This window comes from Gordonia humi (assembly GCF_014197435.1).
Lineage (GTDB): Bacteria > Actinomycetota > Actinomycetes > Mycobacteriales > Mycobacteriaceae > Gordonia > Gordonia humi.
The window spans coordinates 1660887-1685627 of the sequence record NZ_JACIFP010000001.1; the positions used below are offsets into that span (position 1 = coordinate 1660887).

A 24741-nucleotide genomic window follows, 5' to 3' on the forward strand; every position below is an offset into this window, starting at 1 on the left:
CACTTGGTCCGAAGACCGCGAATCCGCAATCGACACCTGAGCGGCACGCTCCGCAGCCGCCGCAGCCCGAACCGGACTCACTGCCGCAAGCGATACCGCACCCGTACTAATGCGCAGCGAGAACGAAAGCGACTCAACCTCGGTGGTCCGACGCGCCGACTCCGCGACGACCACACCCTTGAACCGACCCCCCAACGAACGAGGAGCCTGATCCGATACCGCGAACGCCGCCGCAACGGAACCCGGATCAACACCCGGCCGACCCGATCCGCGCTGAGCAGCCCGCTCCAATGCCGGAGTACCGCCGAGCATCGAGGATGCAGCTAGTCCGGCGTCCGCGACGTCCCGACCGTCAGGGAACTGAAACCCGAGGTCAAACGCGGTTTCCGGGGTATCGGGGACCGCCACAGTCGGAGAGCTTGCGTTTTCGCGACGAGTTTTGGGATATATAACAAGCGGGTCGCGCTCGACGTCGACGTCTGCCTCCGCGCTGCGCGCGGCCTCCGCTGCGCTACGGCCGTGCTCACGCGGGGCGCCGTCGACGTCTGTAGCGCGCGGCTTGCGCTCATCCAAGCCGAGTGAGATTGATCTCCCCGCTAGAGCTGTAGCGCCGTCCCCGGTCTCCCCGCTACGCTCGGTAGCGGAGACCTCATTGACCAGCATCCGTGTGCCTCCCACGCCCCGACCGGCTGCAACCGGGTCGGGGCATTTCTCATGGGAAGGACAAGCAGAAAATCAAGGGGCCAGAATGGGGCCAACGCACCGAACGCCCCGCGTCCACGTGGTCCGCACCCGTCCACTCAGAACGCTTTCAACCAGCACCGCCATGCGGTCCACCTGCTGCGTCCAACTGAAAAGCGGAAGGTCGTCGGTTCGATCCCGACTCTGGCCACGTCGAAACCCCCTGCATATGCAGGGGGTTTTTGCGTTGCCGAGGGGGTCGCAACATATCCTGATAAGTACGACAGCCGCGCCGCGTGGCGTGCTGTGGGAAGCTGGCCGCTGTGGAACCGTGGACCGCAGAGGCGAAACCCGTGTCGAGGAGAGAAGATGGCTGAAGGCGACGACAAGGACATGACGGATCCGCAGGTGGATGTCGTCGACAATGTCGTCGAGCGGGGGTACACCGTCGAGCGGCTCGTCGAGCAGCCGGTCGAGACCGTCGTCGACAAGCCCATCACCCTGGAGCGCATCGTCGAACGACTCGTCGTCGACACCGTCGACGTGGTCATCGACAAACCGGCGACCGTCTCGCGTCTGGTCGAGAAGCCCGTCGTCACCGTCGTCGACGAGGTCACGGACAAGCCCGTCGACGTGACCCGGATCGTCGAACGGCCGGTCGTCACCGTCGAAGACGACGTGACCGACAAGCCCGTCACCGTCTCGCGTCTGGTGGAGAAGCCTGTCGTCAGCATCGTCGACGATGTGGTCGAGCGCCCCGTCGACGTGGAACGCGTGGTCGAGCATCCCATCGTCACCATCGTCGACAACGCGGTCGACAAGGCCGTCGCCGTCCCGCGCATGGTGGAGTATCCACAGGTGACCATCACCGACGAGATCGTCGACAAGCCCGTCGAACTCATGCGTCGCGTCGAGAAGCTCATCGTCGACGTGGCCGACGAGATCGTCGATAAGCCGGTCGAACTCTCGCGCACCGTGGAGAAGCCGATCGTGACCGTGGTCGACGAGATCGTCGAGGTCCCGGTCGAGCTTCCGCGACGGGTGGAGAAACCGGCCGTCACCGTGGTCGACGAGATCGTCGGCAAGCCGGTCGAGGTCCCCCGCCTGGTGGAGAAGCCCGCCGTCACCATCGTCGACGACATCCGCGAGACGCAGATCGAGATCGAGCGTCTGGTCGAGAAGCCCATCGTCTCGATCCTCGACCAGATCGCCGACAAGCCCGTCGAGATCCGGCGCGCGGTGGAACGACTCATCGTGACCGTCGTCGACGAGGTCATCGAGCGTCCCGCGGAAGTCGAACGCGTCATCGAGAAGCTGATCGTCGACATCACCGACAAGGTCGTCGACAAGCCGGTCACCGTCGAGCGCATGGTCGAGAAGCCGATCGTGACCCTCGTCGACAAGATCGTCGAGGTCCCGGTGGAGTCCATCGTCGAGAAGGTCATCGAGGTCCCGGTCGAGAAGGTCATCGAGGTGACTGTCGAGAAGCCGGTCGAGAAGATCATCGAGCACGTCATCGAGGTCCCGGTCGAGAAGAACGTCTATACGACCGTCGAGAAGGAGATCGAGGTCCCCGTCGAAGAGGTGATCTACAAGACCGTCGAGAAGCCGGTCGAGAAGGTCATCGAGGTCGTCGTCGAGAAGCCGGTTGTGAAGGTCGTCGAGGTACCGCGCGACGTCGTCGTCGAGCGGCTCGTCGACAAGCCGATCGAGAAGTCCGTCGACCACGTGATCGAGCGGATCGTCGAGAAGCCCAACGTGATCGAGAAGGTCATCGAACAGCCGGTCGACAAGGTCGTCGAGCGCATCGTCGAGACCCCCAACGTCGTGGAGAAGGTCGTCGAGAAGCCCGTCGACCACGTCCTCGAGCGGATCGTTGAGGCCCCCAATGTCATCGAGGAAGTGGTGGAGAGGCCGGTCGACCGCGTGGTCGAGCGGATCGTCGAGGTCCCGAACGTCATCGAGAAGGTCGTCCAGACCCCGGTCGACCGCGAGGTGGAGCGGATCGTCGAGGTCCCGAACGTGATCGAGAAGATCGTCGAGACCCCGGTCGACCACGTCGTCGAGCGGATCGTCGAGAAGCCCGAAGTGATCGAGAAGGTCACCGAACAGCCCGTCGACCATGTCGTCGAGCGCATCGTCGAGAAGCCCAATGTGATCGAGAAGGTCATCGAGACCGACGTCGACCACGAGGTGGAGCGGATCGTCGAGGTCCCGAACGTGGTCGAGAAGGTCGTGGAGAAGCCCGTCGATCACGTGGTCGAGAAGGTCGTCGAGGTGCCGAACGTCGTCGAACAGGTCGTCGACAAACCGGTGGAACACATCGTCGACAAGGTCGTCGAGGTTCCCGAGGTGATCGAGCAGGTCATCGAGAAGCCCGTCGAGCGGATCGTCGAGAAGATCGTCGAGAAGCCGAACGTGGTCGAGAAGGTCGTGGAGAAGCCGGTCGACCACGTGATCGAGCGGATCGTCGAGAAGCCCAACGTGATCGAGAAGGTCGTCGACAAAGAGGTCGAGCACGTCGTCGAGAAGATCGTCGAACGGCCCGAGATCGTCGAGAAGGTCATCGACAAGCCCGTCCACCGCGAATTCGAGAAGCACGTGCAGACGCCCGTACTGGTCGAGAAGGTCATCGAGAAGCAGATCAACGTCGTCACCGAGCGGATCGTCGAGAAGCCTGTCGAGCACATCGTGGAGAAGGTCGTGGAGAAGCCGGTCTACCGCGAGGTGGAGAAGATCATCGAGAAGCCGATCGAGAAGGTCGTCGAAGTGGTCGTCGAGAAACCGGTCATCGTCCGCAAGGTGGTGGAGCGGGAAGTGGAACGTGTGCTCGAAGAGGGCACCGAGACACGGACCGTGACGCACGACGTGACCGAGGTGCCCGCGATCGAGGCGCAGTACCTCGACCCGACGACGACCGGCGACGCGAACTGGATCGAGGCAGGCACCGGGCAGCATCCCGAGAACCACGCCCCGGGCTTCGTGACGCCCGAGACCACTCCGCGGGACCGCATCGAGCCGCTGTATCAGACACGACGGGCCAAGCACCGGTCCGAGGACTGATCCTCGCGAACGGAGACGGTGCGCGAACGGAGACGGTGCGCGACCGGGCGATGTACAGTCCGGTTCGCGCGCCGTTTCTGTCTCGACTCCGCTCGGCAGGCGGGCAGGCGGGCAGGCGGGTAGGCGGGTAGCCGTCACCGCCAGGCGAACAGGGGCTGTTCGTAGTCGGCGACGCGGACGGGGTCGTCACGCAGGGCCACCCGCGCGAACTGGTACAGGACCGCGGCGGTCGGCGCGTGGATGCGCCTGCCGATCAGCGGTAGCGACATGACCGGGCGGTCGGACTGGGGGATCGTCTCGAAAACGGGCTCGGCAGCGGCCAGTTCGTCCAGATCGATCAGATAGACGTGCTCCACCTCGTCGGGGTTCGGTGCGGGCGTGATCTCGTCGTCGATCCAGGCGACGGTCGGCGACATGACATACCCGGAACGAGTCGTGAAGTCGTCCAGATCGCCGAGTACGGCGTCGTCGCCCAAGACGATGCCCATCTCCTCGTGCAGTTCGCGCAGGCCCGCCTGGTGGCGGGTCTCGCCGTCGTCCAGACGCCCACCGGGAAGCGCGAACTGGGCGGCATGACGGTTCATCCGTGCGGGCCGCCGGGTGAGCCATACACCGCGTCGTGCTCCCTGTCGAGCGACGACGATCATCACCGACGCCGCGCGCAGCCCCTCGACGACGGGAGTGCGGTGAACCTCGAATGTGTCGAGGCGGGCGTGGATGTCGTCGCGAGTAACCATGCGTATCATGTTATCCCGATCACACCGGGAGTAAATCGGACCGCGGTCCGGTTATTCTCAGTGCAGGCGGTCGAACACGACGGCCGCACCACAGGACAGATTGACGGCGACAGTGCCGCCACACGAACGGAGACTCGCATGAGCATCACCCCCGCAGAGCTGACCGCAGGCACCTGGACCATCGACCCGGTCCACTCCCAGGTCGGTTTCACCGTCCGCCACCTAATGGTCTCGAAGGTGCGCGGCACCTTCGGCGGCTTCGCCGGCACGATCGAGATCGCCGAGGACGGCGCACCCTCGGTGAACGCCGAGATCGACGTCACGTCGATCGACACCGGTAACGACCAGCGTGACCAGCACATCCGCTCGGCAGACTTCTTCGATGCCGACAACCACCCGACCGCGACGTTCGCGTCGACCTCTGTCGAGGCCGACGGCGACGACTACCTCGTCCACGGCGATCTCACCCTTCGCGGCGTCACTAAGCCGGTCACCCTGACCATGGAGTTCAACGGTGTGAATCCGGGTATGGGACACGGGCCGGTCGCCGGGTTCGACGCCAAGACCGTCATCAACCGCAAGGACTTCGACATCGACATCGAGATGCCGCTCGAGACCGGCGGCACCGTCGTCGGCGACAAGATCACGATCACCCTCGAGATCGAGGCCGGCAAGCCCGCCGCCTGATCGTCCAGGCACGGACGTTCCGTCCGATCACCTCCCGGTTCCCGGTACTCTCAGTGAGATTCATCGGACCGGGAGGTGACCTGCATGATCAGACGGCAACGTGCCGCTGCTCATCGCATCGCCGACTGGATCGACGAGAACGCCACGGCCTCCGCCGTCATGGGACTGAGCGCCGAAGGGCGCCGCGGCGACGCCGAGATCCTCGAGCTCGACGCCGCGACTCGCCGCATGTTCGCTCGCCGCGGCGTCGTCATCGGCGGGCTGATCGTCGCAGGCGCCAAGATACTCATCGGCATCGAGACCTTCGTCGCCGTTCTGCTGGCCTTCAACGGCGGGCGGTTGGATCTGAGCACCGACGCCGACTATCCGCCGCTCATGGGCGAGGTCCTCGTCGCACTGGTCCTCGGCACCCTGGTCAGTGTCATCGCGTCGTTCATCCTGCTCATTCCGCAGTTCCGCTGGTTCATCAGCGTCGAGTCCGCCGAACCGGCCGACGAGGCGCGTCGCGACCAGGTCCGGGCGATCCCGCGGCGTCTCGTACTGGCCGATCTGCTCGGCTGGGTGGTCGCGTCGGGCGTGTACGCGATCCTGGCCGACATCGCCGTCGTCTTCCTTCTCGCGGTGGCCGGCGCGTTCGGCCTGGCCGCGGTGACCTCGGGCTGCCTCACCTATCTGTTCGCCGAGAGTGCGGCTCGGCCCCTGTCCACTCTCGCGCTGCGCGGCAGCTCGATCGACGGCGTGATGCACGGCGTCCGCGAACGCATGGTCGTGGTGTGGGTCGTCTCGTCGGCGGTGCCGATGGTCGGTCTGATCCTGATGAACGTCGGTCGCGGGCTCGGCTGGGTTCCGCCGGTCGCTGACCGCGTCGACTGGGCGACCGTGCTGCTCGCCGTCGTCGCGCTCACATCCGGCGCCCGGGTGGTCGGCTTGGTGAACCGCGCCATCGCCGATCCGCTCAACGATATGCGCGAGGTGGTCGAGGCCGCCCGCAGCGGCGACCTGACCCGTCGCGTGGCCGTGTACGACGCGTCCGAGCTGGGTGTTCTGCAGGCCGGTCTCAACTCGATGCTCGACGGGCTGTCCGAGCGAGAACGCATGCGCGACATCTTCTCCCGCCACGTGGGGCACGGGGTGGCCCAGCTCGCGCTGGAGCACGACGGCGAGCTCGTCGGCGCCAACACCGACGTCGCGGTGATCTTCGTCGACATCACCGGCTCGACGGCGTTCGCCGCCGACCGTGATCCGCGGGAGACGGCCGCCGTCCTCAACGCGTTCTTCTCGATCGTCGCCGATGCCGTGCACCGCAGCGGCGGCTTCATCAACAAGTTCGAGGGCGACGCCGCGCTGGCGGTCTTCGGCGCGCCCGCTCCGCTCGACGACCCGGCGCGTGCCGCGTTGACGGCCGCCCGCGAACTCGGCGTGGAATTGAGTGAGAAACTGCCGCTCGAATGGGGGATGGGCGTCTCGTTCGGTCGGGTGTTCGCCGGGAACATCGGCGCGCGCACCCGCTACGAGTACACGGTGATCGGCGATCCGGTGAACGAGTCGGCACGGTTGTCCGACCTCGCCAAGCTCGGCTTCTCGCCGGTGTACGCCAGCCGCGGCGCGGTCGAGGCCGCGCACGAGGACGAGGCGGCGAGCTGGAAACGCGTGGACCGGCAGGTGCTGCGCGGCCGGACACACGTCACAGAGATCCACGCGCCCGTCGACCTGTTGAGTCGTCCGGAGCCGCCGTCGCTCGGCAGTGTGCTGGCCGACCTCGTGAAATTCGCGATGCCGCACGACCACATCCATGGCAAGGAGAAGAAGTGAGCAAGTGGACGCGGGCCGACATCCCCGCGCAGGAGGGACGTCGGTTCATCGTCACCGGCGCCAACAGCGGACTCGGCGAGGCCACTGCGGTCGCATTGGCCGCCGCGGGCGCCCGCGTCACCCTGGCCTGCCGGAATCAGTCGACGGCCCGCATCGTCGCCGAGCGCATCGGACCGGCGGCCACCGTCGCATCCCTCGATCTCGCCGACCTCGCCTCGGTCCGAGCCTTCGCCGACACCGTCGACGAGGCGGACGTCCTGGTCAACAACGCCGGACTGATGGCGACGCCGCTGCGCCGGACCGTCGACGGTTTCGAGATGCAGATGGGCACCAACCACCTCGGGCACTTCGCCCTGACGGCGCTGCTGCTACCGAAGATCACCGAACGCGTGGTGACCGTGTCGTCGTTGATGCAGTACGGCTCGCGTAAGCGTTTCGACGATCTGAACTGGGAGGATCGGACCTACAACCGATGGGTGGCGTACGGCGACTCCAAGCTGGCCGACATGACCTTCGCGCTCGAGCTGGCGCGACGGTTCGAGGTGAGCGGCTCGTCGACGATGTCGGTGGCCGCGCATCCCGGATATGCGGCCACCGGTCTGACCGGTAAGTCGCAGACGCCCGTCGACCTCATCATGAATCTCGGGAGCGCACTGCATCTGGGGCAGCCGGCGTCGCAGGGCGCGTTGCCGACGCTGTACGCGGCGACCTCCGCCGATGCGGTCAACGGCGGATACTACGGACCCGATCGGCTGGGCGGTCTCCGTGGGCATCCGACGACGGCACGCCCGCGTCGCGCCGCGACGGATCAGGCGCTGCGGGATCTGCTGTGGGCCGAGTCGGAGCGGCTGACCGGGATCGCGTTCGAGGTGTAGGGGGTCGCTCGGCGACCGGCGGGACGAGGCATCGCTCGACTGACGGCCGGAAATCGAACAGGTGTACGATCGACGTCATGGCCGCAGGACTCCAAGCGTCGCTCTTCGACACCGACACCGGGCCGGTGCTGACGTCGATGCAGGCGGGTGTGCGGCGCATCGAACTGTCCGACGGCGCCTGGGTCGACCTGCGTCCGGGCTGGCTGCAGGGGTCGGTCGAGGTGTTCGACGCCCTGCACGGGAGCGTCCCGTGGCGGGCCGAGGAGCGTCGGATGTACGACTCCACCGTCGCCGTGCCGCGACTGCTCGCCATGTATCCGCGTGAGGAGCGCTGGCCGCACCCGATCCTCGAGGCGGCACGCGACGAGCTGACCGCGCACTATCGAGCGACGCTGCCCGCCGGCTTCGCGACCGCCGGACTGTGCCTGTACCGCGACGGAGCCGACAGCGTCGCCTGGCACGGCGACCGGGTCGGACGCGGACGCACGCACGACACGCTCGTGGCGATCCTGTCGCTCGGCGCGCCGCGTCCGCTGCTCCTGCGACCGCGCGGCGGCGGAGCCTCGCGCCGAGCGGTCCTCGGCTCCGGCGATCTCCTCGTGATGGGCGGCAGCTGTCAGAGGACGTGGGAGCACGCGATTCCCAAGATCTCCGGCGTCGGCCCACGGATCAGTGTCCAGTTCCGTCCGCAGGGGGTGTTCTAGGAGCGCCGGTCGATCGAGAGCCGTGTCAAGCGCCGAGCGGCCTCGTCGATGACGTCGTCGTCCTTGGCGAAGGCGAAACGGATCAGGTGGCGCCAGGGGTCGGCGTCGTCGACGAAGGCGCTGACCGGGACCGCGGCGACACCGATCCGCCCGGGCAGATCGCGGCAGAAGGCATCACCGTCGGTCACGCCGAGCGGACGCGGATCGGCACACACGAAATACGTGCCCTCGCTGCGGTGGACCTCGAATCCCGCATCGGCGAGGGATTCGGACAGTCGGGTCCGCTTGCGGCCGAGCGCCTCTGCGTCGTCGCGCACCCAGTCCATCTCGGTGCGCAGAGCGTGCGCGACGGCGGGCTGGAACGGCCCGCTGCCGACGAATGTCAGGAACTGTTTCGCCGCCCGTGCGCCCCGCACCAGGTCGGCGGGACCGCTGAGCCAACCGACCTTCCATCCGGTGACGTGAAAGGTCTTGGCGGCGCCCGAGATCCGGACGGTCCGCTCGGCCATGCCGGGAAACGATGCGAGCGGCCGGTGCACTGCGCCGTCGAAGACGAGGTGCTCGTACACCTCGTCGGCGATCGCGATGACGTCGTGTTCGACGCAGAGGCGGGCGATCTCGGCGAGGTCGGCGTCGGTCAGGACGGTACCCGTCGGATTGTGCGGAGTGTTCACGATGACGGCGGCCGTGTTCGGGCCGAAGGCCGCGGCCAGTGCATCGCGGTCGAGCGCGAACCCGTCGCCGTCGGGCACCAGCGACACGGTTCGTCGCACGGCGCCCGCGAGTGCGACGGACGCCGCATACGCGTCGTAGAAGGGCTCGATCAGCACCACTTCCCGCCCGGGCTCCACCAGGCCGAGGACGGCGCCGGCGATCGCCTCGGTGGCGCCGACCGTCACCAGCACCTGGGTGTCCGGATCGTAGACGAGGCCGTAGTCGTCGAGCTGTTGCGCGGCGATCGCCTCGCGCAGCTCGGGGATGCCGGGGCCGGGCGGGTACTGGTTCGCTCCGCGAGCGATCGCGTCCTGTGCGGCGCGGAGCATGGACTCGGGACCGTCGGCGTCCGGGAATCCCTGACCGAGGTTCACCGCGTCGTGCTCGACGGCGAGTGCCGACATCTCCGCGAAGATCGTCGACGTGAACGGGCGCATCCGCTTGACCAAAGCCATGCGTCCCACGCTGCCACACTCCGACGACGGGGGTGGTATCGCCCGAGGTCTGGTGCGGCGCTACAGCAGATCGGCCGCGTCGACGATCCGGTACGCGTATCCCTGCTCGGCGAGGAACCGCTGTCGGTGGGCGGCGTAGTCGGCGTCGAGGGAGTCGCGCGAGACCACCGAGTAGAAGTGGGCCTGACCGCCGTCGGCCTTGGGGCGGAGCAGTCGGCCGAGACGCTGGGCCTCCTCCTGCCGCGATCCGAACGTGCCGGACACCTGGACGGCCACCGATGCCTCCGGCAGGTCGATGGAGAAGTTCGCGACCTTCGACACGACGAGGGTCGAGAGCTCACCGCGGCGGAACGCGTCGAACAGCTTCTCGCGCTCGGCGTTGCGGGTGGCTCCCTGGATCACCGGGCAGTCGAGTTCGCGGCCGAGTTCCTCGAGCTGATCGATGTACGCGCCGATGACCAGAGTCTGCGAACCCCGATGCCTGGACAGGATGTTCTTCACGACGTTGATCTTCGAGTGGGCGGTGGAGCAGAGCTTGTACTTCTCCTCCTGCTCGGCGACGGCGTACTGCAGCCGCTCCTCGTCGGTCATGGTGACCCGGACCTCGACGCAGTCGGCGGGGGCGATCCAGCCCTGCGCCTCGATGTCCTTCCACGGGGCGTCGTACCGCTTGGGGCCGATGAGGCTGAACACGTCGCCCTCGCGCCCGTCCTCGCGCACCAGCGTCGCGGTGAGGCCGAGGCGACGGCGCGACTGCAGATCGGCGGTCATCCGGAACACCGGTGCGGGCAGCAGATGCACCTCGTCGTAGACGATCAGGCCCCAGTCGCGCGAATCGAACAGGTCGAGATTCTTGTACTCGCCCTTCGATTTACGCGTGATGACCTGGTATGTGGCGATGGTGACCGGGCGGATCTCCTTGCGCTCGCCCGAGTACTCGCCGATCTCGTCCTCGGTCAGCGACGTGCGCGCGATCAGCTCCCGCTTCCACTGCCGACCGGCGACCGTGTTGGTCACCAGGATCAGTGTGGTCGCGGCGGCCTTGGCCATCGCCGCCGCGCCGACCATCGTCTTACCCGCGCCGCAGGGCAGGACCACGACGCCGGAGCCGCCCGCCCAGAACGAGTCGGCGGCCAACTCCTGGTAGTCGCGCAGCGACCAGTCGTCCTCCACCAGGTCGATCGGATGCGCCTCGCCGTCGACGTAGCCCGCGAGGTCCTCGGCCGGCCAGCCGACCTTGAGCAGCACCTGCTTGAGACGGCCCCGTTCGGACGGGTGGACGATCACCGTGTCGTCGTCGATGCGGGCGCCGAGCATCGGCGCGACCTTCTTGTTGCGCAGGATCTCCTCGAGCACGGCTCTGTCGAAGGAGACCAGCGTGAGACCGTGCGCGGGATTCTTGACCAGCTGCAGACGGCCGAACCTGCCCATCGTGTCGACGATGTCGACCAGCAACGGCTGGGGTACGGGGAAGCGGGAGAAGTTGACCAGGGCGTCGACGACCTGCTCGGCGTCGTGTCCGGCGGCCCGTGCGTTCCACAACGCCAACGGCGTGACCCGATAGGTGTGGATGTGCTCGGGGGCGCGCTCGAGTTCGGCGAACGGGGCGATCGCCGCCCGCGCTTCGGCGGCGTCGGGGTGATCGACCTCCAAGAGCAGGGTCTTGTCCGATTGCACGATGAGCGGTCCGTCAGTCACCCGTCCATTGTCCAGACAACGCGGGTGGGCGGCCACCGTAGGGTCGTTTCGGCGACCCGCCCGGTCGGATCAGTCGGCCCGGTCGGATCAGTCGGCCCCGTCGGATCAGTCGGCGAGGTCGAGACCCTCGCCGAGGAAGATGAAGCCGACGACGACGAGCACGACCAGGGTGATGGCGGTCATGTGCTTCTCGATCCAGGCCCGCGCGTCGTACAGCGGGCGCTCGACTCGGTCACCGCCGACGATGCTCGCGACCAGCGGAATGACGACCGTCGTGGACGAGAGGGCCGCGAACAGCACCACCGTGACGACCAGGTGTGTGCTCGACAGTCCGGCGGAGCCGAGTCGGGTGCCCGCGCTGATCGCCAACGGGAGGTTCTTGATGATCACCACGCCTTCGCCGAAACCGATTGCGAGACAGGTCCAGACGCCGAAGTCGTCCAGTCGGGACAAGACGCCGCGCTTCGGCTCCGCCCCGTCGGTGCGGTCGTCCGCGGGGCGGTCGGAGGCGGGACGCTTGGTCCAGGTGACCACGGCCAACACCAGGAACAGCGCGCCGAAGGCGAGGTGGAGGATGTCGATGCCTTCGTCGGTTCCGACCGGATCGCTCTCGTCCACGTCGTCGGTGATCCATGCGGGGATCACCGTGATCACGAACATCGCGGCGAACCAGCCGACGGCGAACATCGTGGCGCGGAGTCGGCCGCGCGGGGCGAGCAGAAGAATCAGCGCGGTCGTGATCGCGATCGGGCTGAGCGCCAAGCCCATCGCGACGGCGAACGTGTCACCCAGCGCACCCCACATGTCTCACGCCTTCCGTCTCACCCGGCGGCGCCCGGTCCGGGCGCGTTTCACCGACCAGTCAGATTAGGACGGCTCGTCGGCTTCGGCGCATGTGCGCCGCGCTGATCGGCCGCTTTCTGGCGTGGACATGCGTGTCGATGGCACGGAAAGCGCGTCAGAGGAGCTCGACTCGCGTGACGCGGTGCAGAGCGAACCGCAGATCGTCCTCGCCGCCCTCCTCATCGGCGACGAGTTGCCCGGCCGCCAGCGATCGGGCCTTGACGACGTGCCGACTGGCCCCGCCCTGCGCGTCCACGTAGCCGATCCGCAGGCGACGTCCGGTCTGCAGCGCGAGGTGGATCAACGCGGACGTGCTCTCACCGGACCCGCTCGACGACGAGGTCGCCGAGACCGGGCCGTCGGCGCGGTCGGCGGTCCGCATCCGGGTGACGACGGTGGCGGCCTGTCCGGGACCGATCCGGGCGCGGTGCGCGCGGCGGTGCGTGTTCTTCGACCGAGTCGGGACCCGCACGCCGCGGCTGCGGAGGTCGATGAGGCCGCCGGAGGAGTCCTCGCCGGCGGGTGCGAAGCCTGCCGCGCGCAATCGTTCGATCACATCGCGCAGCGGTGCGCCCGACACCGCGACGGTCGGCGCCAGACCGCGCAGCGACAACTCGGCCGCGGCATCGCTGCGCAACACGGCGGTGAGCGTGGCGGCGTCGTCGCACCGGATGAACGACGACGCGATCCCCACCCGCAGCTGTCCGTGTTTGCGTGCGACGTCGTCGATCAGGTAGGTCAGCGACTGCGGTACCGGTGTCTTGGAGTGCTCGGTGAACAGCGCCGCGATCTCGGCGGAGGTGAGACCGGTGTCGAGGGCGCGGCGGATGCCGTCCTCGGTGATCCGGTACACCGATGCCGCGCCGCCGGACTCGAGGTCGGCGACGACGGCGAGCCGCTGAGCCAGCGCGAGATCGAGGGGGCCGGGCACGGTGACGGTGAAGTCGGCCTGCACCAGGAAGTAGTCGATCGGCTCGGGCAGGGCCCGCGTCATCGCGGCGAGGAGGTCGGGATGGTCGTCGGCGTCGGGGTCGCGAGCCAGGAGAGCGCGTCCGACCGAGGTCAGCGAACCGTGTGCGACGAGTCCGAGTTCGGTGGCCTCCCGGACGGTCTCGCCGACGACCCGGGTGGTGAGGCGGCGCAGCTGTCGCGGGTGCCGCCAGCCGAGGAGGCCGGTGAGCGCGCCGACGGTCACCGGCACCGCGGGGGCCGCCTCGGTGAGCGGCGCGAGGATCGTCCGGCGCACGACGGGGGCGTTCGCGTCGAACGACTCGGCCGCCAGCGCTCCGATGATCGATCCCTCGCGGTCGGTCTCGCCGACCTGCCAGGGGCGGCGCGGCAGGTCGAGCCACGCCAGCGTGAGATCGGCCCAACGCCGCGGCGCGTCGTAGTGGGTCCAGGCGTCCGACGACGAGGTCGGCGCGAACACCTCGTCGCCGCCGAGGAGATCCACCGAGTCGGGGATTCCGGCGTCGATGAGGCGGACCGCCGCGGTCAACTCCACCAGGAGTCCGACCCGTGGCACCGACAGACCGGTGGTCTTGGCCAGGCGCCGCAGCTCCCGCACCCCCATCCCTCCGGCGCGCAGGACGGCGGCGGGCGCCTCGCCGAGCGCATCGAGCAGATCACCGGTGTGCCGCAGGAGTTCGAGCGCCTCGCCCGCTCCGGCCGCATCGACGGCTGCCGCGTCGAACCGGGAGGGTTCGCCGTCGAGCGACGGCGCGCGCAGGTTCGCGGTGAGCAGCGGGGGTTCGGCACGTAGGATCTGGCCGACCTGCGGTGGGAGTTCGACGGTCTGCTCGTCCACCCGGGCCAGCAGATCGGCGGCGAGCAACCGCGGCACCGGGGCGGCGGGGTCGGCGTCGGGCGCCGCGTCGCGAGAACGGCCGAGGGCCGGACCCCGCGAGAGAGTGGTGATCAGTTCGCGGGGCCGTTCGTCGAGTGCTTCGATGCGCGCGGAGACGTCCTCGGGCTGGAGCAGTGCGATCGGTGCGACGAGGTGTGCCGCCCGCCAGGGGAGTGCGGCCGGAAGGTGGATGCCCGCGACCCAGGCGGCGGCCTTCTTCTCGGTGGAGGCGGGCCAGATCAGTGCGCGATCGGACAGCAGAGCCAGTCGGGCGTCGACGTCGCCACGCAGCGCCCGGCGGCCGAGCCGCGCGACGATGTCGTCTCGGCTCACCGGGCCGAGCAGATCGTGATGCACCGAATCGGCGGCCGCGTCGAGGAACGCCTCGACGACCGCGACGGCGAGCAGATCCAGGTGCTCGCCGGCCAGAGCGATCGACGCCGCCGACATCGAGCGCTGAGCGAGGACGCCGGTGCCGCGCGGCGGCGGCGACGCGAGATCGGGGCGTCGAACCAGGAGTTCGACGAGTCGCTCGTCGCTGCGGCTCGCCAATTCGTCGGCACAACTGCGCAGCGGATGGTCCGGACTCATTCGATCCATGCTACCGACCGGTGTCGGAAGTGCCGGGTGCGTAGGTGTTCCGTCCGTGGTCATGGCAGAATGAGCCACGTGGCTAAGAAGAATGGATACGTGGACAACGGCTGGCCCGCAGAGACCGGTGACGACCACGCAGTGACCGAGTTCCTCGCGCACCTGTCGGGTGCCCTCTCGCCGTTCGGCGACACGCAGTTCCCGCTGCCGACAGACGAGCTTCCGTACGTGCACGCGAAGACCGCCGTCAACCGCTGATCCGCTTCTAGCGAATACCTACGAAGACCCCCGCTCGCGGAGCGGGGGTCTTCGTCATGCGGGTACACGCCGCAGGCGTCGGTTCACGCTCTTCGTCGGACGCGGGGCGCGAGCAGACGCCTCGGGCGTGCCCGTCCTGCCCGTGACGCGCCCGGTGTCGAGATGCGTATGAGGCCCCCGCTCGCGAGCGGGGGCCTCATACGTGACGGTCAGATCAGAACGGGAGCAGGTGCTTGTTCTGGTTGTACAGCTTCACCTGGTCCGGGGTGAGCTCGTAGCCGCTGTCCTTGGCGGCCTTCCATGCCTGGCGGACCTCGGGGCTGATGTTCGAGTCCTCGAGACGCTCGTCGACGTCCTTCTTGACGTCGGCGGTGTTCTTGGCGTCGCCGACCGACTGGTCCTGCTTCTGCTGCGGGGCAGCGGGAGCGGCCTTCGGCGGGGTGGCCGGAGCGGTGCGCTGCGTCGGGCCCGAGAGGACGCCGCCGCACACCGGCCATGCGCCGGCGCCCTGCGAGGCGAGGACGCGCTCGCCGATGGCGATCTGCTGCTCACGGGTGGCCTGGTCGGCGCTCGGAGCGTACTGGGTGCCGCCGTTCGCGGCCCAGGTGCTCGGGCTGAACTGCAGGCCGCCCTGGTAGCCGTTGCCGGTGTTGATGGCCCAGTTGCCGCCCGACTCGCACTGAGCGACCTGGTTCCACTCGGCGTCGGTGGCTGCGGAGGCCTGGCCCGCGCCGAGGAGCGCGGCGCCGCCGCCGATGCCGCCGAGGACGACGGAGGTCGCGGCGATCTTGGCGAAAGTCTTGGTGCTGGTCGTCTGCTTGGCGTGACGTCCGGACATGTATCGTTCCTCTCTCCACGCGCCTACGAGGTGAGCTGTCGGGTTCGGGCGAGAGGTGCCCGGTCTCCGGTCCGGCTGGTGGCCGACTTCCGGGGACTTAACCCCAAGGCGATCGAGTCTCCTCGTCCGCCGGGTCTCACGGGGAGATGGTGGGTCCCCCGTCCTCGCTCCTGAACTTTCTCTTCATGCGGTCCCATGCGGCGGAGCGAGGCTTGGCGCGGCCGATAGGGGCTATTCGTTTCGGGTGTCGATCACCTGGTGGATGACCGCCCTGAACAATACGGTGCGGTCGGGGGAGAATTCACGGCCTTGTCGATGCGGGTTTCGAGGGGGCGAACAAGGCGTATCGGACACGGTCCGGTGTTGCCGCAGTTCACACGGCTGACACCCGGTCTGTAGCCGGTTCGTTATACGACTGTTATGTGATAAGGATCACGGTCAGATTGAGGCGGTGGCCACCCGAATCCGTCACGATCGCGCGCGTCGAGCCTCCAGGGCTCGGAAAGTCGACGCGTGGAAGACGAGCGGTTCGACGTTCGGGTCGCTGCTGAGCGCGTGGATGCGCAGCAGTACCACCCGATGGTCGCCGGCGGGGACCTCCTGCAGCACCGAGCACTCGAGGTGGGCCGCGGCTCCGGCCAGGAAGAGCGCGCCGGAGGGGGTCGCCGAACGGTGCACGTCCTCGAACCGAGACTTGGTCGGGCCGGCGAGCCGACGGCACTCGTCGCCCTGATGCGCGGCGAACACGCTGACGCCGAGACGGTCCGCGGACCGCAGCAGCGGCCAGGTCGACGATTCGTCACGTACGCACACCGATACCAGGGCAGGTTCGAGTGAGACCGTCGCGAACGAGCTGGCCGACATGCCGACGTCCCCCTCGCCCGTGCGACGGCAGACGGCGACCACGCCGGTCGGGAAGCAGCTGTACGCGCGCTTGAGGGCGGCTTCGTCGGACACCGGCGTCAGGTCGGGCGTCATCGGCTGCGTCGCCCCGACAGCAACGCGAACACGAGCCCGAGGACGAAACCGAGCGGAGCGCACAACGCCAGCAGGTACAGCGTGGTGACGATCGCCGTATTGCTGTCGCGGACCACCGGCAGCAGAAGTGCGAGCGCGGCGACCATTCCGATACCGAACAGGATCACCGCAGCGGCCAGTAGGCGGGGGGACTTCTGGGTCTGCATGCAGTCCACGGTAATCCAGGCGGTAGAATCGGACACGATGCGCCTGCCTCGCACTGCCAGCGACGGCGAGGCGCTTACGTGTTATTCAGGCAGAGAAACCAATGAGGGTGAGTGCTGTGCCAAGCGGCCGAGTGAAGTGGTACGACGCCGACAAGGGCTTCGGATTCCTGTCGCAGGACGACGGTGAGGACGTGTACGTCCGAGCGTCGGCGATCAGCGACGACGCGTCCGAGCTGAAGGCCGGACAACGAGTCGAGTTCGACATGGCGGCCGGTCGACGCGGTCCGCAGGCGCTGCGAGTCACCGTCCTCGAACCCGCACCGAGCGTGGTCAAGAACAACCGCGAAGCGCGACGCGAGAAGCGTCCGGAGACCAAGCGGATGAGCCCGGACGAGCTTCACGGCCTCGTCGCCGACCTCATCACGCTGCTCGAGGGCACCGTGCAGCCGGGACTGCGCAACGGCCGATACCCGGACCGCAAGACGGCACAGCGGATCTCCGAGGTGGTGCGCGGCGTGACCCGCGAACTCGACCGCTGACGCGCGATCGCGTGGACGGAGACGGAGCGCGAACGGCCGATGTGTCGCCGCCGGTGCGCCGGTCTCCGTCCCGACTCCGCCGGATACTCTACCGGCGCACGTCGGGCAGTTCGGTGGTGTTTCCCACGGTGAATCCGTCCGGGACGGTGTCGATGGTGAACGTGCCGCGCATCAGGATCTCGCCGTCGACCGACTCCACGCCCTGCGGAGCGTCCTGGAACACCGTGGACGGCGACCAGATCTCGATGCCCAGGAGCACCGCGTCGGGCTCGCTGAGGAACTTCTTGGTGTACAGGGTGTCACTCGGGGAGAACTCGACCACGCGTTGTACGCCGCGCGGCGTCGCGTACTGGGCCACCGACCACCACGGGCCGTCGGCCACCTCAGGAGGCACGGTCACCCGGACCGGGTCACCGATCGGCGCCGCGATGTGGACGATGTTCTGCGGCAACTGCTGGACCGAGCGCGGATCGACCGGATCGCAGTCGGTCAGATCCACCGAACACCAGTAGCCGGGGGCGACGCGTTCGAGGCTGTCGCCCGCCTGCACCGACACGGTCGGCATCGCGTCGCCGTCGTCGTCGGTGAGAACGAGGACGGTGGTGAGCGCGGCGATCGCCACGACCACCACCGCGACGGCCGCGGCCAGGATCGTCAACGGCTTCTTGTCTCCGGGGTGCAACACGAGGATTCCTTAGCGGGCGAGGGGACGGGGCTGGTCAGTGTTCGGTGCGGCGAGTGGGTGCGCCGCTGGGCGGGGGCTGTGCGGCGAACGGGACGGTCGGTTCGGCCTGGTCGGGGCGACGTCCGCCGAATCCTGGGACCATCGTGGACCCGCGGCTCGACAGGAACGTCTGGACGAAGCCGATGCCGACGAGGACGGCGACCACGGTGAACCCGATCCAGATGTCGGTCGGCAGCACCACGCCGAGCGACGCCCCGAGCACCCAGCAGAGCTGCAGGACGGTCTCCGAGCGGCCGAACGCCGAGGCGCGCGACTCGTCGGGCAGATCGTCTTGGATCGACGAGTCCATGCAGACCTTGGCGATCGCCGACGTCGCCGAACCGGTGAAACCGGCGACCACCACCAGCAGCAGCAAACCGAAGATCGCCGCCAGCACACAGGCGACGAAGGTCGCGGCGGTCGCCAACACCACGATGCGCGTGGGGTTCTTGAGCTCGAGTCGGGTGCCGAGCCCGTTGCCGATGAAGTTGCCGACGCCGGCGGCCGCACCGACCGCGCCCAGCATCAACATCTGCTGCCATCCCGACGTGTCGGGCTGAGCCTTCGCATAGAACGCGATGTACAGCGTGAGGAACCCGGTGAGGATGCGGATGGTGCCGTTGCCCCAGAGACCGACGATCACCGTGCGGCCCAGCGGCTGGCGCATCTTGGCGGCGAGCTCCTTGGAGAAACTCGGCGACTTGCCCGCCGCGGTGTCGGAGGACGGTTCGCCGTGATAGGTCAGGGTGGTCGGGACCTCGCCCTCGGTCACTTCGACCCACGCCGGGATCTTCATGCAGAAGTACGCGCCGGCCGCGGCCACCAGGCACAGCCAGATCATCGCACCCGGCAGATGGAACGGCAGCGCCTTCGCCACGAACTCGAGAGCACCGGCGATCGCGCCGCCGACCATGGTGCCCGCCACCAGACCGAACACGGTGAGGCGCGAGTTGACGCGCACCAGGTCGATCGACGGTGGAAGCACACGGGGGGCGACGGCCGACTTGAGCACGCCGAACGACTTCGACAGCACCATCAGCCCGAGCGCGCACGGATAGAGCACCCAGGGTTTGTACTCGAGCTGCTGTTTCACCGGATCCCATGACGAGTTCACGATGATCAGCAGGCCGAGCACGACGCGGAGTCCGAACGTGGTCGCCATCGCGATCCGTCTACCGTGCTGGAGCCGGTCCAGGATGGGGCCGATGAGCGGGGCGATGAACGCGAACGGAGCGATCGTGATCGCCAGGTACAGACCGACACTGACCTTCGAGTCGCCGGTCGCGGCGGCGAAGAACAGCGTGTTCGCCAGGGCGATGGCCATCGCCGCGTCGACTGCCGTGTTCGCGATCACCGGCAGAGTCAGTGCGGTGAGACCGGATCGGTCGGCGCCGTCCGCGGTCGCCGCGCGGTGCACCATCTTGGCGCCGAGCTCGGTGAAGTACTTGGACCGGCGCGCCATCACACGCATCACGGTGACCTTCTCCGGCGGGACGTACTCGGCGTCTCCGGACAGCCGTCCACGCCCGCGTCGACGGCCCGAGTCGTCGATCGCCTCGGTACGGGCGTCGTCCTCATGCGGGGACAGCGGCGGAAGGTGGGGGTTGTGCGTGCGCGGCGGGAGATAGGCCCCGCTGGCGGGGCGGGTCTCGTCGTTCGGATGCTGGTCGTTCGGACGGTGGCCGGGATTCGCCTGCTGCGGCGCGTCGAATCGCCGCGTGGGCGTGCGCGGCTGACGACGAGGACCGTCGGCGGGGTAGTTCGCCTGACCGGGGTGCGGGGCAGGGCGACGCGGACGTCGGGCCTGCTGGTCTGCTCCAGGGGGCGTCCCCTGTGGGGGACGCGGGCGACCGCCGGGCCCGCGGTCGCCACGAGATCCACGGGTGTTCACCCCTACGATTGTTCCTTATCGGCCCGACATCGCCGCGCATGCCGTGCCTGACGTGCGTCGAGGGGCCCGACTATTGCACACTGGACAGGTGAGTGTTGCTATCTCTTCCTCCCGACTCGTCGACGCCGTCGACGTCGCCCGTGCCGCCCTCCTCGCCGAGGGCGAGACTCCGGGTGCTCACATCGGAGTCTCCGCCGAGGGCGACTACGCGGCCACGCACTACTTCGATGCGCAGCTGCCCGGTTACCGAGGCTGGCAGTGGTGCGTCGTCGTGGCCGGTGCGCCGGATTCGTCGGAGATCACGGTCAGCGAGGTCGCACTGCTGCCCGCCGCCGACGCGCTGCTCGCTCCCGACTGGGTGCCGTGGGTGCAGCGGGTGGCCCCGGGAGATCTCGGCCCCGGCGATCTGCTGGCCGCTCCGGCCGACGATCCGCGGCTCGTGCCGAACCAGATCGACACCCAGGACGTCAGCCTGATCGACCAGGACGAGATCGGTCAGGTCGACACCGAGATCGGTCTCGGCCGCAAGCGGCTGCTGTCGATCGACGGGCGTGCCGAGGCCGCCCAGCGCTGGTACGACGGCGACTACGGCCCGGCGTCGCCGATGGCCCGCAACGCTCGCCACTCGTGCGGCACCTGTGGCTTCTTTCTGCCGATCGCCGGTGCGCTGCATTCGGGATTCGGCGTGTGCGCCAACGAGTTCGCCGCCGACGGTCGCGCCGTGTCCGCCGAGTACGGCTGCGGTGCGCACTCGGACGTTCCGGCCCCCGCGGGCAACGGCAGCCCCGCCTACGACGCCTACGACGACGGCGCCGTGGAAGTCGTGGCGCTGCCCGCCGGATCCGATGGCTCCGGCGACGCCTGATCCGTTCGGCACCGCTGAGCTGCGGGCGGCCACGCTCGCCGGTTGGCGTGCCTCGCCCACTCGGATGGCCGAGGACGCGGCCGCCGAACGCGAGCTCTCCGACATCGGTTACCGCGGCCGGATCCTGACCGAGCTCGCCGCCAACGCCGCGGACGCCGCCGTCGACGACGGACATCTGGCGATCCGCCTCGACGGTGACGCGATCGGCTTCGCCAACACCGGCGTCCCGCTGACCCGCGACGGTGTGGAATCCCTCACCGCGTTGCGGGTGTCGCCGAAATCGCACGCCGGAGCACAGACCGTCGGGCGGTTCGGGGTGGGCTTCCGCTCCACCGCGTTCGCCGACCGGGTCGTGATCGCATCCGTGGACGGATCCATCGAGTTCGACCGCGCGCGCAGCGTCGCCGAGGTCGGATCGGCCGATGTCCCCGCGCAGCGCCTGGCGTGGCCGTCGGACGTGCGGCCGCCCGCCGGGTTCGCGACCGAGGTGATCGTGCACGCCGGACACGGGGCCGCCGAACTCTTCGCGACCTTCGCCGATCAGGTTCCGGATCTGCTGCTGGAGCTGCCGGCGCTCGGCCGCATCGATGTCGGTGCGAGCACGTTCGTCCGCACCGACGACGGCGACGAGATCGTGATCACCCGCGACGACGAGCCGGCCGCGCGGTGGCTCGTCGCGCGCGGGGAGCAGACGATGTGGATGGCTCGGCTCGAGGTCGCACCCGAGTCCCGGTCCGTCGTTCCCCTCACCGACGACGTCCTGCGCAGCCCGACCGCGACCGGCGTGCATCTCGGGCTGCCCGCCCGCGTCGTCGCACGTCTTCCGCTCACCCCGGATCGGCGGGCGATTCACCCCGACGCCGACATCGCGGCCGCGGCGGCCGGATACGCCGACCTCGTCGCGCTGGCCCCAGACGCGCAGAAGCACCTGCTGATCCCACGGCCGACGCTGGCGGCCGAGCCGGCCGCGGCGCGACTGCACGAGGCGATCCTCGCCGACCTCGCCGCGGCCCGCTGGGTGCCGACGTGCGGCGGCGACGTCGTCGCTCCCGATCGGGCGTGGGTGCTGCCCGGGCTGCCCGACGAACTCGGCGAGGTCCTCGCCGACGTCCTCGACCCGCTCGCACATCCGGACGTCTCCGATCGGGTGTCGGCGTCCGCGCTGGTCCGACTCGGCGGCCGCGAACTCGGTCTCGCCGACCTCGCCGACGAGTTGGGGGCGGTGTCGCGCCCGCCGCCGTGGTGGGGCCGGCTGTACACGGCCCTCGCCGCACTGGTCCACACCGGCGACGACGCCGCTGAACTCGGTGCGCTGCCGATCCCACGCACGGATGGACGCACCCATGTGGGAGCCCGCGGGCTGTTCGTGCTCGACGGCTTCGACGGTTCGGACGCCGCGCCCGACTGGCTGCCGCTCGTCGACCCGGACGCCTACGACCCGCTTCTGGACCGACTCGGGCTGGAGCACCGCGACATCGCCGAAGCGCTCGCCGATCCCGCGCTCCAGGCGGCCGTCGACGCCGCGGACTCGCACGCCGATCTCGCGGCCACCGTCCTGGGGCTGGCGGTCCTCGGCGACCTCGAGACGGTCCCCGGACTCGGCCGACTGGAGTTGCGCGCCGACGACGGCGACGATTGGCCCGCCGACGAGCTCCTGCTTCCGGACGCACCGCTGCTCCCGGTCCTGGACGATTCGCCGTTCGGCACCGTCGACGCCGCTCTCGTCCGCCGGTACGGCGGAAAGGCGCTGCGCGCGATCGGCGTCGGCTGGGGGTTCGCCGTCGTGCACGACGACCTGCCCACCGGACCGGACCACGACCTGCCCGACGAAGCGCAGTGGTGGGACGGTTTCGACGTGCCGCCGGAGACGCTCGACGCGGTGCGCGACCTCGACCTCGTCGACCCGGAACGGTGGCGCGACGCCCTCGCACTGCTCGTCGAGGAGCCCCGCACCGCGGGACTGGTCGAATCGGGATACACACGGTGGTGGCTGCGGCGGTACGCCGAGATCGACGCGGTGTCGTTGCGACACCTGCGCTCGCCCGACGACGAACGGTTCACCGGCCTCTTCGACGCGCTGCCCGGCGTCCCCGCCGCGCTGCTCGTCGGCGACGGGCCCGACGACGCCGACGACGCACAGGTCTGGCTCGACCGGCTCGGTTCGGATCGTGCCGTGCCTGCGGGCGTCGCCGCCCGCGCGCACGCAGCGCTCGTCGCGGCGGTCCGAGACGGTCGCGTGCGAGTCGACGACCTGGCGTCGGTCGACGGTGTGCGCACCCTCGCGGGCACGGTCACGGACGCGCCGATCGTCGTCGACCGTCCGTGGTGGACCACCGTCGTCCCGGCCGACCGAGCGGTGCTGCCGGGCCCCGTCGTGGACGCCGCCGACGCCGCGATCCTCGCCGACGTCCTCGACGCCGACCTCGCCTCGCAGGTGTGTCGCGCGGTGGTCGTCGGCGACGGGGAGACGGTCGACGCCGACTGTCCGGAAGCGGTCGCGCTCACCGCACGGTGGGGCAGACAGGTCGTCGGCCGCGTCGTCGTGCACGCCGATCTGACTGTCGCGGTGGACGTCGACGGCGTCGAACGCGAGGTCGGTGTCCCCTATTGGGAGGACAGCGGCGGCACGGTGCACCTCCGATCGGATTGACGCTACCGTGGGTACGGACAATCCCGAGTACGAAAGAGTGAAGCCATGCCGGTGGACCGCCGATGAAGCCGTTCGGCATAGACCACAGGGTCACCGACGCGGTGGTCTCCGGGCGGTCGGAGCCGTGGACCTCACTCCTGCAGTTCATCACCGTGTGGGGAGACACCCTGACGTTGTCGCTGGTGGTGATCGGCGTCGTGGTGCTCGCGTGGATGGCCGGCCGCATCGACTTCGCGGTGCTCATCGTCGTCGGATCCCTGTCGGGGTGGGCGATGATGGTGTTGCTGAAGGCGATCTTCGTGCGGGACCGGCCGCCGGTCGGCGACCGGCTCATCGATATCGGCGGACACTCGTTCCCGTCCGGGCACGCGATGCTCAGTGTGATCGTCTACGGGCTCACCGTGCTGATTCTGCACCGGCTGTATCCGGCGGTGCGAGCACATCCGTGGTGGCTCCTGATCGGTCCGATCCTCGTGGCGCTCATCGGATTCAGCCGCATCTATCTGGGCGTTCACTGGCTCAGCGACGTCCTGTTCGGCTGGCTGTTCGGCGTCGTCTGGGTGTCGTTGTGCGTCGCCGCGCACATTCAGGGCTCCCGGCGCCGACAGGCTGCCCGGGCGGCCCGCCGTGCGGCGATGTCGAGCGGTCAGACCTGATCCTTCGCGCAGGCGGTACCTGTGCGCGGGGCCGACCCGCTATAGACGTCGGCGTCGCGCACACGTACGGTCTGCGCGACGGCGCCTACTCGAGCCCCTGCCTACTCGAGCCCCTGCCTACTCGAGGCCCTCCTGGGCGCCGCGTGAGCCGCGTCGTACCGCCGCCTTCTGAATGAACACGATCGACGTGCCGAGGGCGCCGACGGCCAGACCCACCCAGCAGATCGGGAGAGCGCGGTCGCCGCCGAGGTCGGCGGCCCAGACGACGATCGTGGCGATCAGCCAGGCGAGCATTCCGGCGACGATGACCGGTTCCGGTGCGCGCAGCGAAGCGGGAAGCTCCGGGATCGGTGTCTCATCGGTCATGACTTCAGGGTAGCTTTTTCCCAGTGGTGCGCAGAACCGTGCACCGAACAGTCCCGCATCGCAT

21 protein-coding genes and 1 riboswitch are annotated in these 24741 nt (G+C 68.9%); of the genes, 10 read left to right on the forward strand and 11 right to left on the reverse strand.

What is annotated here, in order from left to right; all coding sequences use genetic code 11:
- Nucleotides 1-1050: 1050 nt before the first annotated feature.
- A complete protein-coding gene (locus BKA16_RS07745; protein ID WP_183370119.1) occupies nucleotides 1051-3744 on the forward strand; it encodes a ring-infected erythrocyte surface antigen domain-containing protein in 2694 nt (897 codons plus the stop codon).
- Between the two features lie 134 nt (nucleotides 3745-3878).
- On the opposite strand, the gene BKA16_RS07750 is transcribed toward BKA16_RS07745, so the two are convergent.
- A complete protein-coding gene (locus BKA16_RS07750; RefSeq protein WP_183370120.1) occupies nucleotides 3879-4481 on the reverse strand; it encodes an NUDIX hydrolase in 603 nt (200 codons plus the stop codon).
- Nucleotides 4482-4619: 138 nt separating this feature from the next.
- Here BKA16_RS07750 and BKA16_RS07755 point away from each other — a divergent pair, with 138 nt between their 5' ends.
- The 4 genes from BKA16_RS07755 to BKA16_RS07770 all read left to right on the forward strand — a co-directional run bounded on the left by BKA16_RS07755 (nucleotide 4620) and on the right by BKA16_RS07770 (nucleotide 8559).
- Nucleotides 4620-5168, forward strand: a complete 549-nt coding sequence (locus BKA16_RS07755) for a YceI family protein (protein WP_183370121.1) — start codon at nucleotides 4620-4622, stop codon at nucleotides 5166-5168.
- 84 nt (nucleotides 5169-5252) lie between these two features.
- Nucleotides 5253-6980 (forward strand): adenylate/guanylate cyclase domain-containing protein, encoded by a 1728-nt coding sequence (locus tag BKA16_RS07760; RefSeq protein ID WP_183370122.1) that lies wholly within the window; start codon nucleotides 5253-5255, stop codon nucleotides 6978-6980.
- Nucleotides 6977-7855, forward strand: coding sequence for an oxidoreductase (locus BKA16_RS07765; RefSeq protein WP_183370123.1), 879 nt, complete (start codon nucleotides 6977-6979; stop codon nucleotides 7853-7855). The genes BKA16_RS07760 and BKA16_RS07765 overlap by 4 nt, the downstream gene beginning before the upstream one ends.
- A gap of 77 nt (nucleotides 7856-7932) precedes the next feature.
- Nucleotides 7933-8559 carry an alpha-ketoglutarate-dependent dioxygenase AlkB gene (locus tag BKA16_RS07770; protein ID WP_183370124.1) on the forward strand — a complete coding sequence of 209 codons (627 nt, stop codon included), beginning with the start codon at nucleotides 7933-7935 and terminating at the stop codon, nucleotides 8557-8559.
- Here the strand turns inward: BKA16_RS07770 and BKA16_RS07775 are convergent.
- From BKA16_RS07775 to BKA16_RS07790, 4 genes are all read right to left on the reverse strand, one after another.
- Entirely contained in the window at nucleotides 8556-9728 is a 1173-nt protein-coding gene (locus BKA16_RS07775) for a pyridoxal phosphate-dependent aminotransferase (RefSeq protein WP_183370125.1), read from the reverse strand. The genes BKA16_RS07770 and BKA16_RS07775 overlap by 4 nt on opposite strands.
- A 60-nt stretch (nucleotides 9729-9788) precedes the next feature.
- The gene (locus tag BKA16_RS07780) at nucleotides 9789-11426 is read right to left on the reverse strand and encodes a DNA repair helicase XPB (protein ID WP_183370126.1); all 1638 of its coding nucleotides are present in this window, start codon (nucleotides 11424-11426) and stop codon (nucleotides 9789-9791) included.
- A 105-nt stretch (nucleotides 11427-11531) separates the two neighbouring features.
- A complete protein-coding gene (locus BKA16_RS07785; protein WP_183370127.1) occupies nucleotides 11532-12230 on the reverse strand; it encodes a GAP family protein in 699 nt (232 codons plus the stop codon).
- A 154-nt stretch (nucleotides 12231-12384) separates the two neighbouring features.
- A complete protein-coding gene (locus BKA16_RS07790; protein ID WP_183370128.1) occupies nucleotides 12385-14706 on the reverse strand; it encodes a helicase-associated domain-containing protein in 2322 nt (773 codons plus the stop codon).
- A 69-nt stretch (nucleotides 14707-14775) separates the two neighbouring features.
- Here BKA16_RS07790 and BKA16_RS07795 point away from each other — a divergent pair, with 69 nt between their 5' ends.
- On the forward strand, nucleotides 14776-14964 hold the full coding sequence (locus tag BKA16_RS07795) for a hypothetical protein (protein WP_183370129.1): 189 nt from the start codon (nucleotides 14776-14778) through the stop codon (nucleotides 14962-14964).
- A gap of 214 nt (nucleotides 14965-15178) precedes the next feature.
- Here BKA16_RS07795 and BKA16_RS07800 read toward each other — a convergent pair whose 3' ends face one another.
- From BKA16_RS07800 to BKA16_RS07810, 3 genes are all read right to left on the reverse strand, one after another.
- Entirely contained in the window at nucleotides 15179-15802 is a 624-nt protein-coding gene (locus BKA16_RS07800; RefSeq protein ID WP_183370130.1) for a transglycosylase family protein, read from the reverse strand.
- Between the two features lie 4 nt (nucleotides 15803-15806).
- Nucleotides 15807-15989, reverse strand: a riboswitch (cyclic di-AMP (ydaO/yuaA leader).
- 281 nt (nucleotides 15990-16270) lie between these two features.
- Nucleotides 16271-16780 carry a flavin reductase family protein gene (locus tag BKA16_RS07805; RefSeq protein WP_183370131.1) on the reverse strand — a complete coding sequence of 170 codons (510 nt, stop codon included), beginning with the start codon at nucleotides 16778-16780 and terminating at the stop codon, nucleotides 16271-16273.
- Nucleotides 16777-16986 (reverse strand): hypothetical protein, encoded by a 210-nt coding sequence (locus BKA16_RS07810; protein ID WP_183370132.1) that lies wholly within the window; start codon nucleotides 16984-16986, stop codon nucleotides 16777-16779. Before BKA16_RS07810 ends, BKA16_RS07805 begins: the two co-directional genes overlap by 4 nt.
- A gap of 116 nt (nucleotides 16987-17102) precedes the next feature.
- Between BKA16_RS07810 and BKA16_RS07815 the strand changes: the two genes are divergently transcribed.
- A complete protein-coding gene (locus BKA16_RS07815; protein WP_183370133.1) occupies nucleotides 17103-17525 on the forward strand; it encodes a cold shock domain-containing protein in 423 nt (140 codons plus the stop codon).
- 88 nt (nucleotides 17526-17613) lie between these two features.
- Here BKA16_RS07815 and BKA16_RS07820 read toward each other — a convergent pair whose 3' ends face one another.
- Nucleotides 17614-18210, reverse strand: coding sequence for a DUF2771 family protein (locus tag BKA16_RS07820; protein WP_183370134.1), 597 nt, complete (start codon nucleotides 18208-18210; stop codon nucleotides 17614-17616).
- Between the two features lie 34 nt (nucleotides 18211-18244).
- A complete protein-coding gene (locus tag BKA16_RS07825; protein ID WP_183370135.1) occupies nucleotides 18245-20140 on the reverse strand; it encodes an MFS transporter in 1896 nt (631 codons plus the stop codon).
- An 88-nt stretch (nucleotides 20141-20228) separates the two neighbouring features.
- Between BKA16_RS07825 and BKA16_RS07830 the strand changes: the two genes are divergently transcribed.
- The 3 genes from BKA16_RS07830 (at nucleotide 20229) to BKA16_RS07840 (ending at nucleotide 24311) form a co-directional block, all read left to right on the forward strand.
- The gene (locus BKA16_RS07830) at nucleotides 20229-21005 is read left to right on the forward strand and encodes a DUF3027 domain-containing protein (RefSeq protein ID WP_183370136.1); all 777 of its coding nucleotides are present in this window, start codon (nucleotides 20229-20231) and stop codon (nucleotides 21003-21005) included.
- Complete coding sequence (locus tag BKA16_RS07835) at nucleotides 20986-23655, forward strand: sacsin N-terminal ATP-binding-like domain-containing protein (RefSeq protein WP_183370137.1); 2670 nt, start codon at nucleotides 20986-20988, stop codon at nucleotides 23653-23655. Before BKA16_RS07830 ends, BKA16_RS07835 begins: the two co-directional genes overlap by 20 nt.
- Nucleotides 23656-23717: 62 nt before the next feature.
- Nucleotides 23718-24311: a phosphatase PAP2 family protein gene (locus tag BKA16_RS07840; protein ID WP_183370138.1), complete on the forward strand. Its 594-nt coding sequence runs from the start codon at nucleotides 23718-23720 to the stop codon at nucleotides 24309-24311.
- A 117-nt stretch (nucleotides 24312-24428) separates the two neighbouring features.
- On the opposite strand, the gene BKA16_RS07845 is transcribed toward BKA16_RS07840, so the two are convergent.
- Complete coding sequence (locus tag BKA16_RS07845; RefSeq protein ID WP_183370139.1) at nucleotides 24429-24677, reverse strand: DUF2530 domain-containing protein; 249 nt, start codon at nucleotides 24675-24677, stop codon at nucleotides 24429-24431.
- Nucleotides 24678-24741: the final 64 nt, after the last annotated feature.

Coding starts and splice junctions, on each gene's coding strand:
- BKA16_RS07745 (WP_183370119.1), top strand. CDS start 1,051: ATGGCTGAAGGCGACGACAAGGACATGACGGATCCGCAGGTGGATGTC.
- BKA16_RS07750 (WP_183370120.1), bottom strand. CDS start 4,481: ATGGTTACTCGCGACGACATCCACGCCCGCCTCGACACATTCGAGGTT.
- BKA16_RS07755 (WP_183370121.1), top strand. CDS start 4,620: ATGAGCATCACCCCCGCAGAGCTGACCGCAGGCACCTGGACCATCGAC.
- BKA16_RS07760 (WP_183370122.1), top strand. CDS start 5,253: ATGATCAGACGGCAACGTGCCGCTGCTCATCGCATCGCCGACTGGATC.
- BKA16_RS07770 (WP_183370124.1), top strand. CDS start 7,933: ATGGCCGCAGGACTCCAAGCGTCGCTCTTCGACACCGACACCGGGCCG.
- BKA16_RS07775 (WP_183370125.1), bottom strand. CDS start 9,728: ATGGCTTTGGTCAAGCGGATGCGCCCGTTCACGTCGACGATCTTCGCG.
- BKA16_RS07785 (WP_183370127.1), bottom strand. CDS start 12,230: ATGTGGGGTGCGCTGGGTGACACGTTCGCCGTCGCGATGGGCTTGGCG.
- BKA16_RS07790 (WP_183370128.1), bottom strand. CDS start 14,706: ATGAGTCCGGACCATCCGCTGCGCAGTTGTGCCGACGAATTGGCGAGC.
- BKA16_RS07795 (WP_183370129.1), top strand. CDS start 14,776: ATGAGCCACGTGGCTAAGAAGAATGGATACGTGGACAACGGCTGGCCC.
- BKA16_RS07800 (WP_183370130.1), bottom strand. CDS start 15,802: ATGTCCGGACGTCACGCCAAGCAGACGACCAGCACCAAGACTTTCGCC.
- BKA16_RS07805 (WP_183370131.1), bottom strand. CDS start 16,780: ATGACGCCCGACCTGACGCCGGTGTCCGACGAAGCCGCCCTCAAGCGC.
- BKA16_RS07810 (WP_183370132.1), bottom strand. CDS start 16,986: ATGCAGACCCAGAAGTCCCCCCGCCTACTGGCCGCTGCGGTGATCCTG.
- BKA16_RS07835 (WP_183370137.1), top strand. CDS start 20,986: ATGGCTCCGGCGACGCCTGATCCGTTCGGCACCGCTGAGCTGCGGGCG.
- BKA16_RS07840 (WP_183370138.1), top strand. CDS start 23,718: ATGAAGCCGTTCGGCATAGACCACAGGGTCACCGACGCGGTGGTCTCC.
- BKA16_RS07845 (WP_183370139.1), bottom strand. CDS start 24,677: ATGACCGATGAGACACCGATCCCGGAGCTTCCCGCTTCGCTGCGCGCA.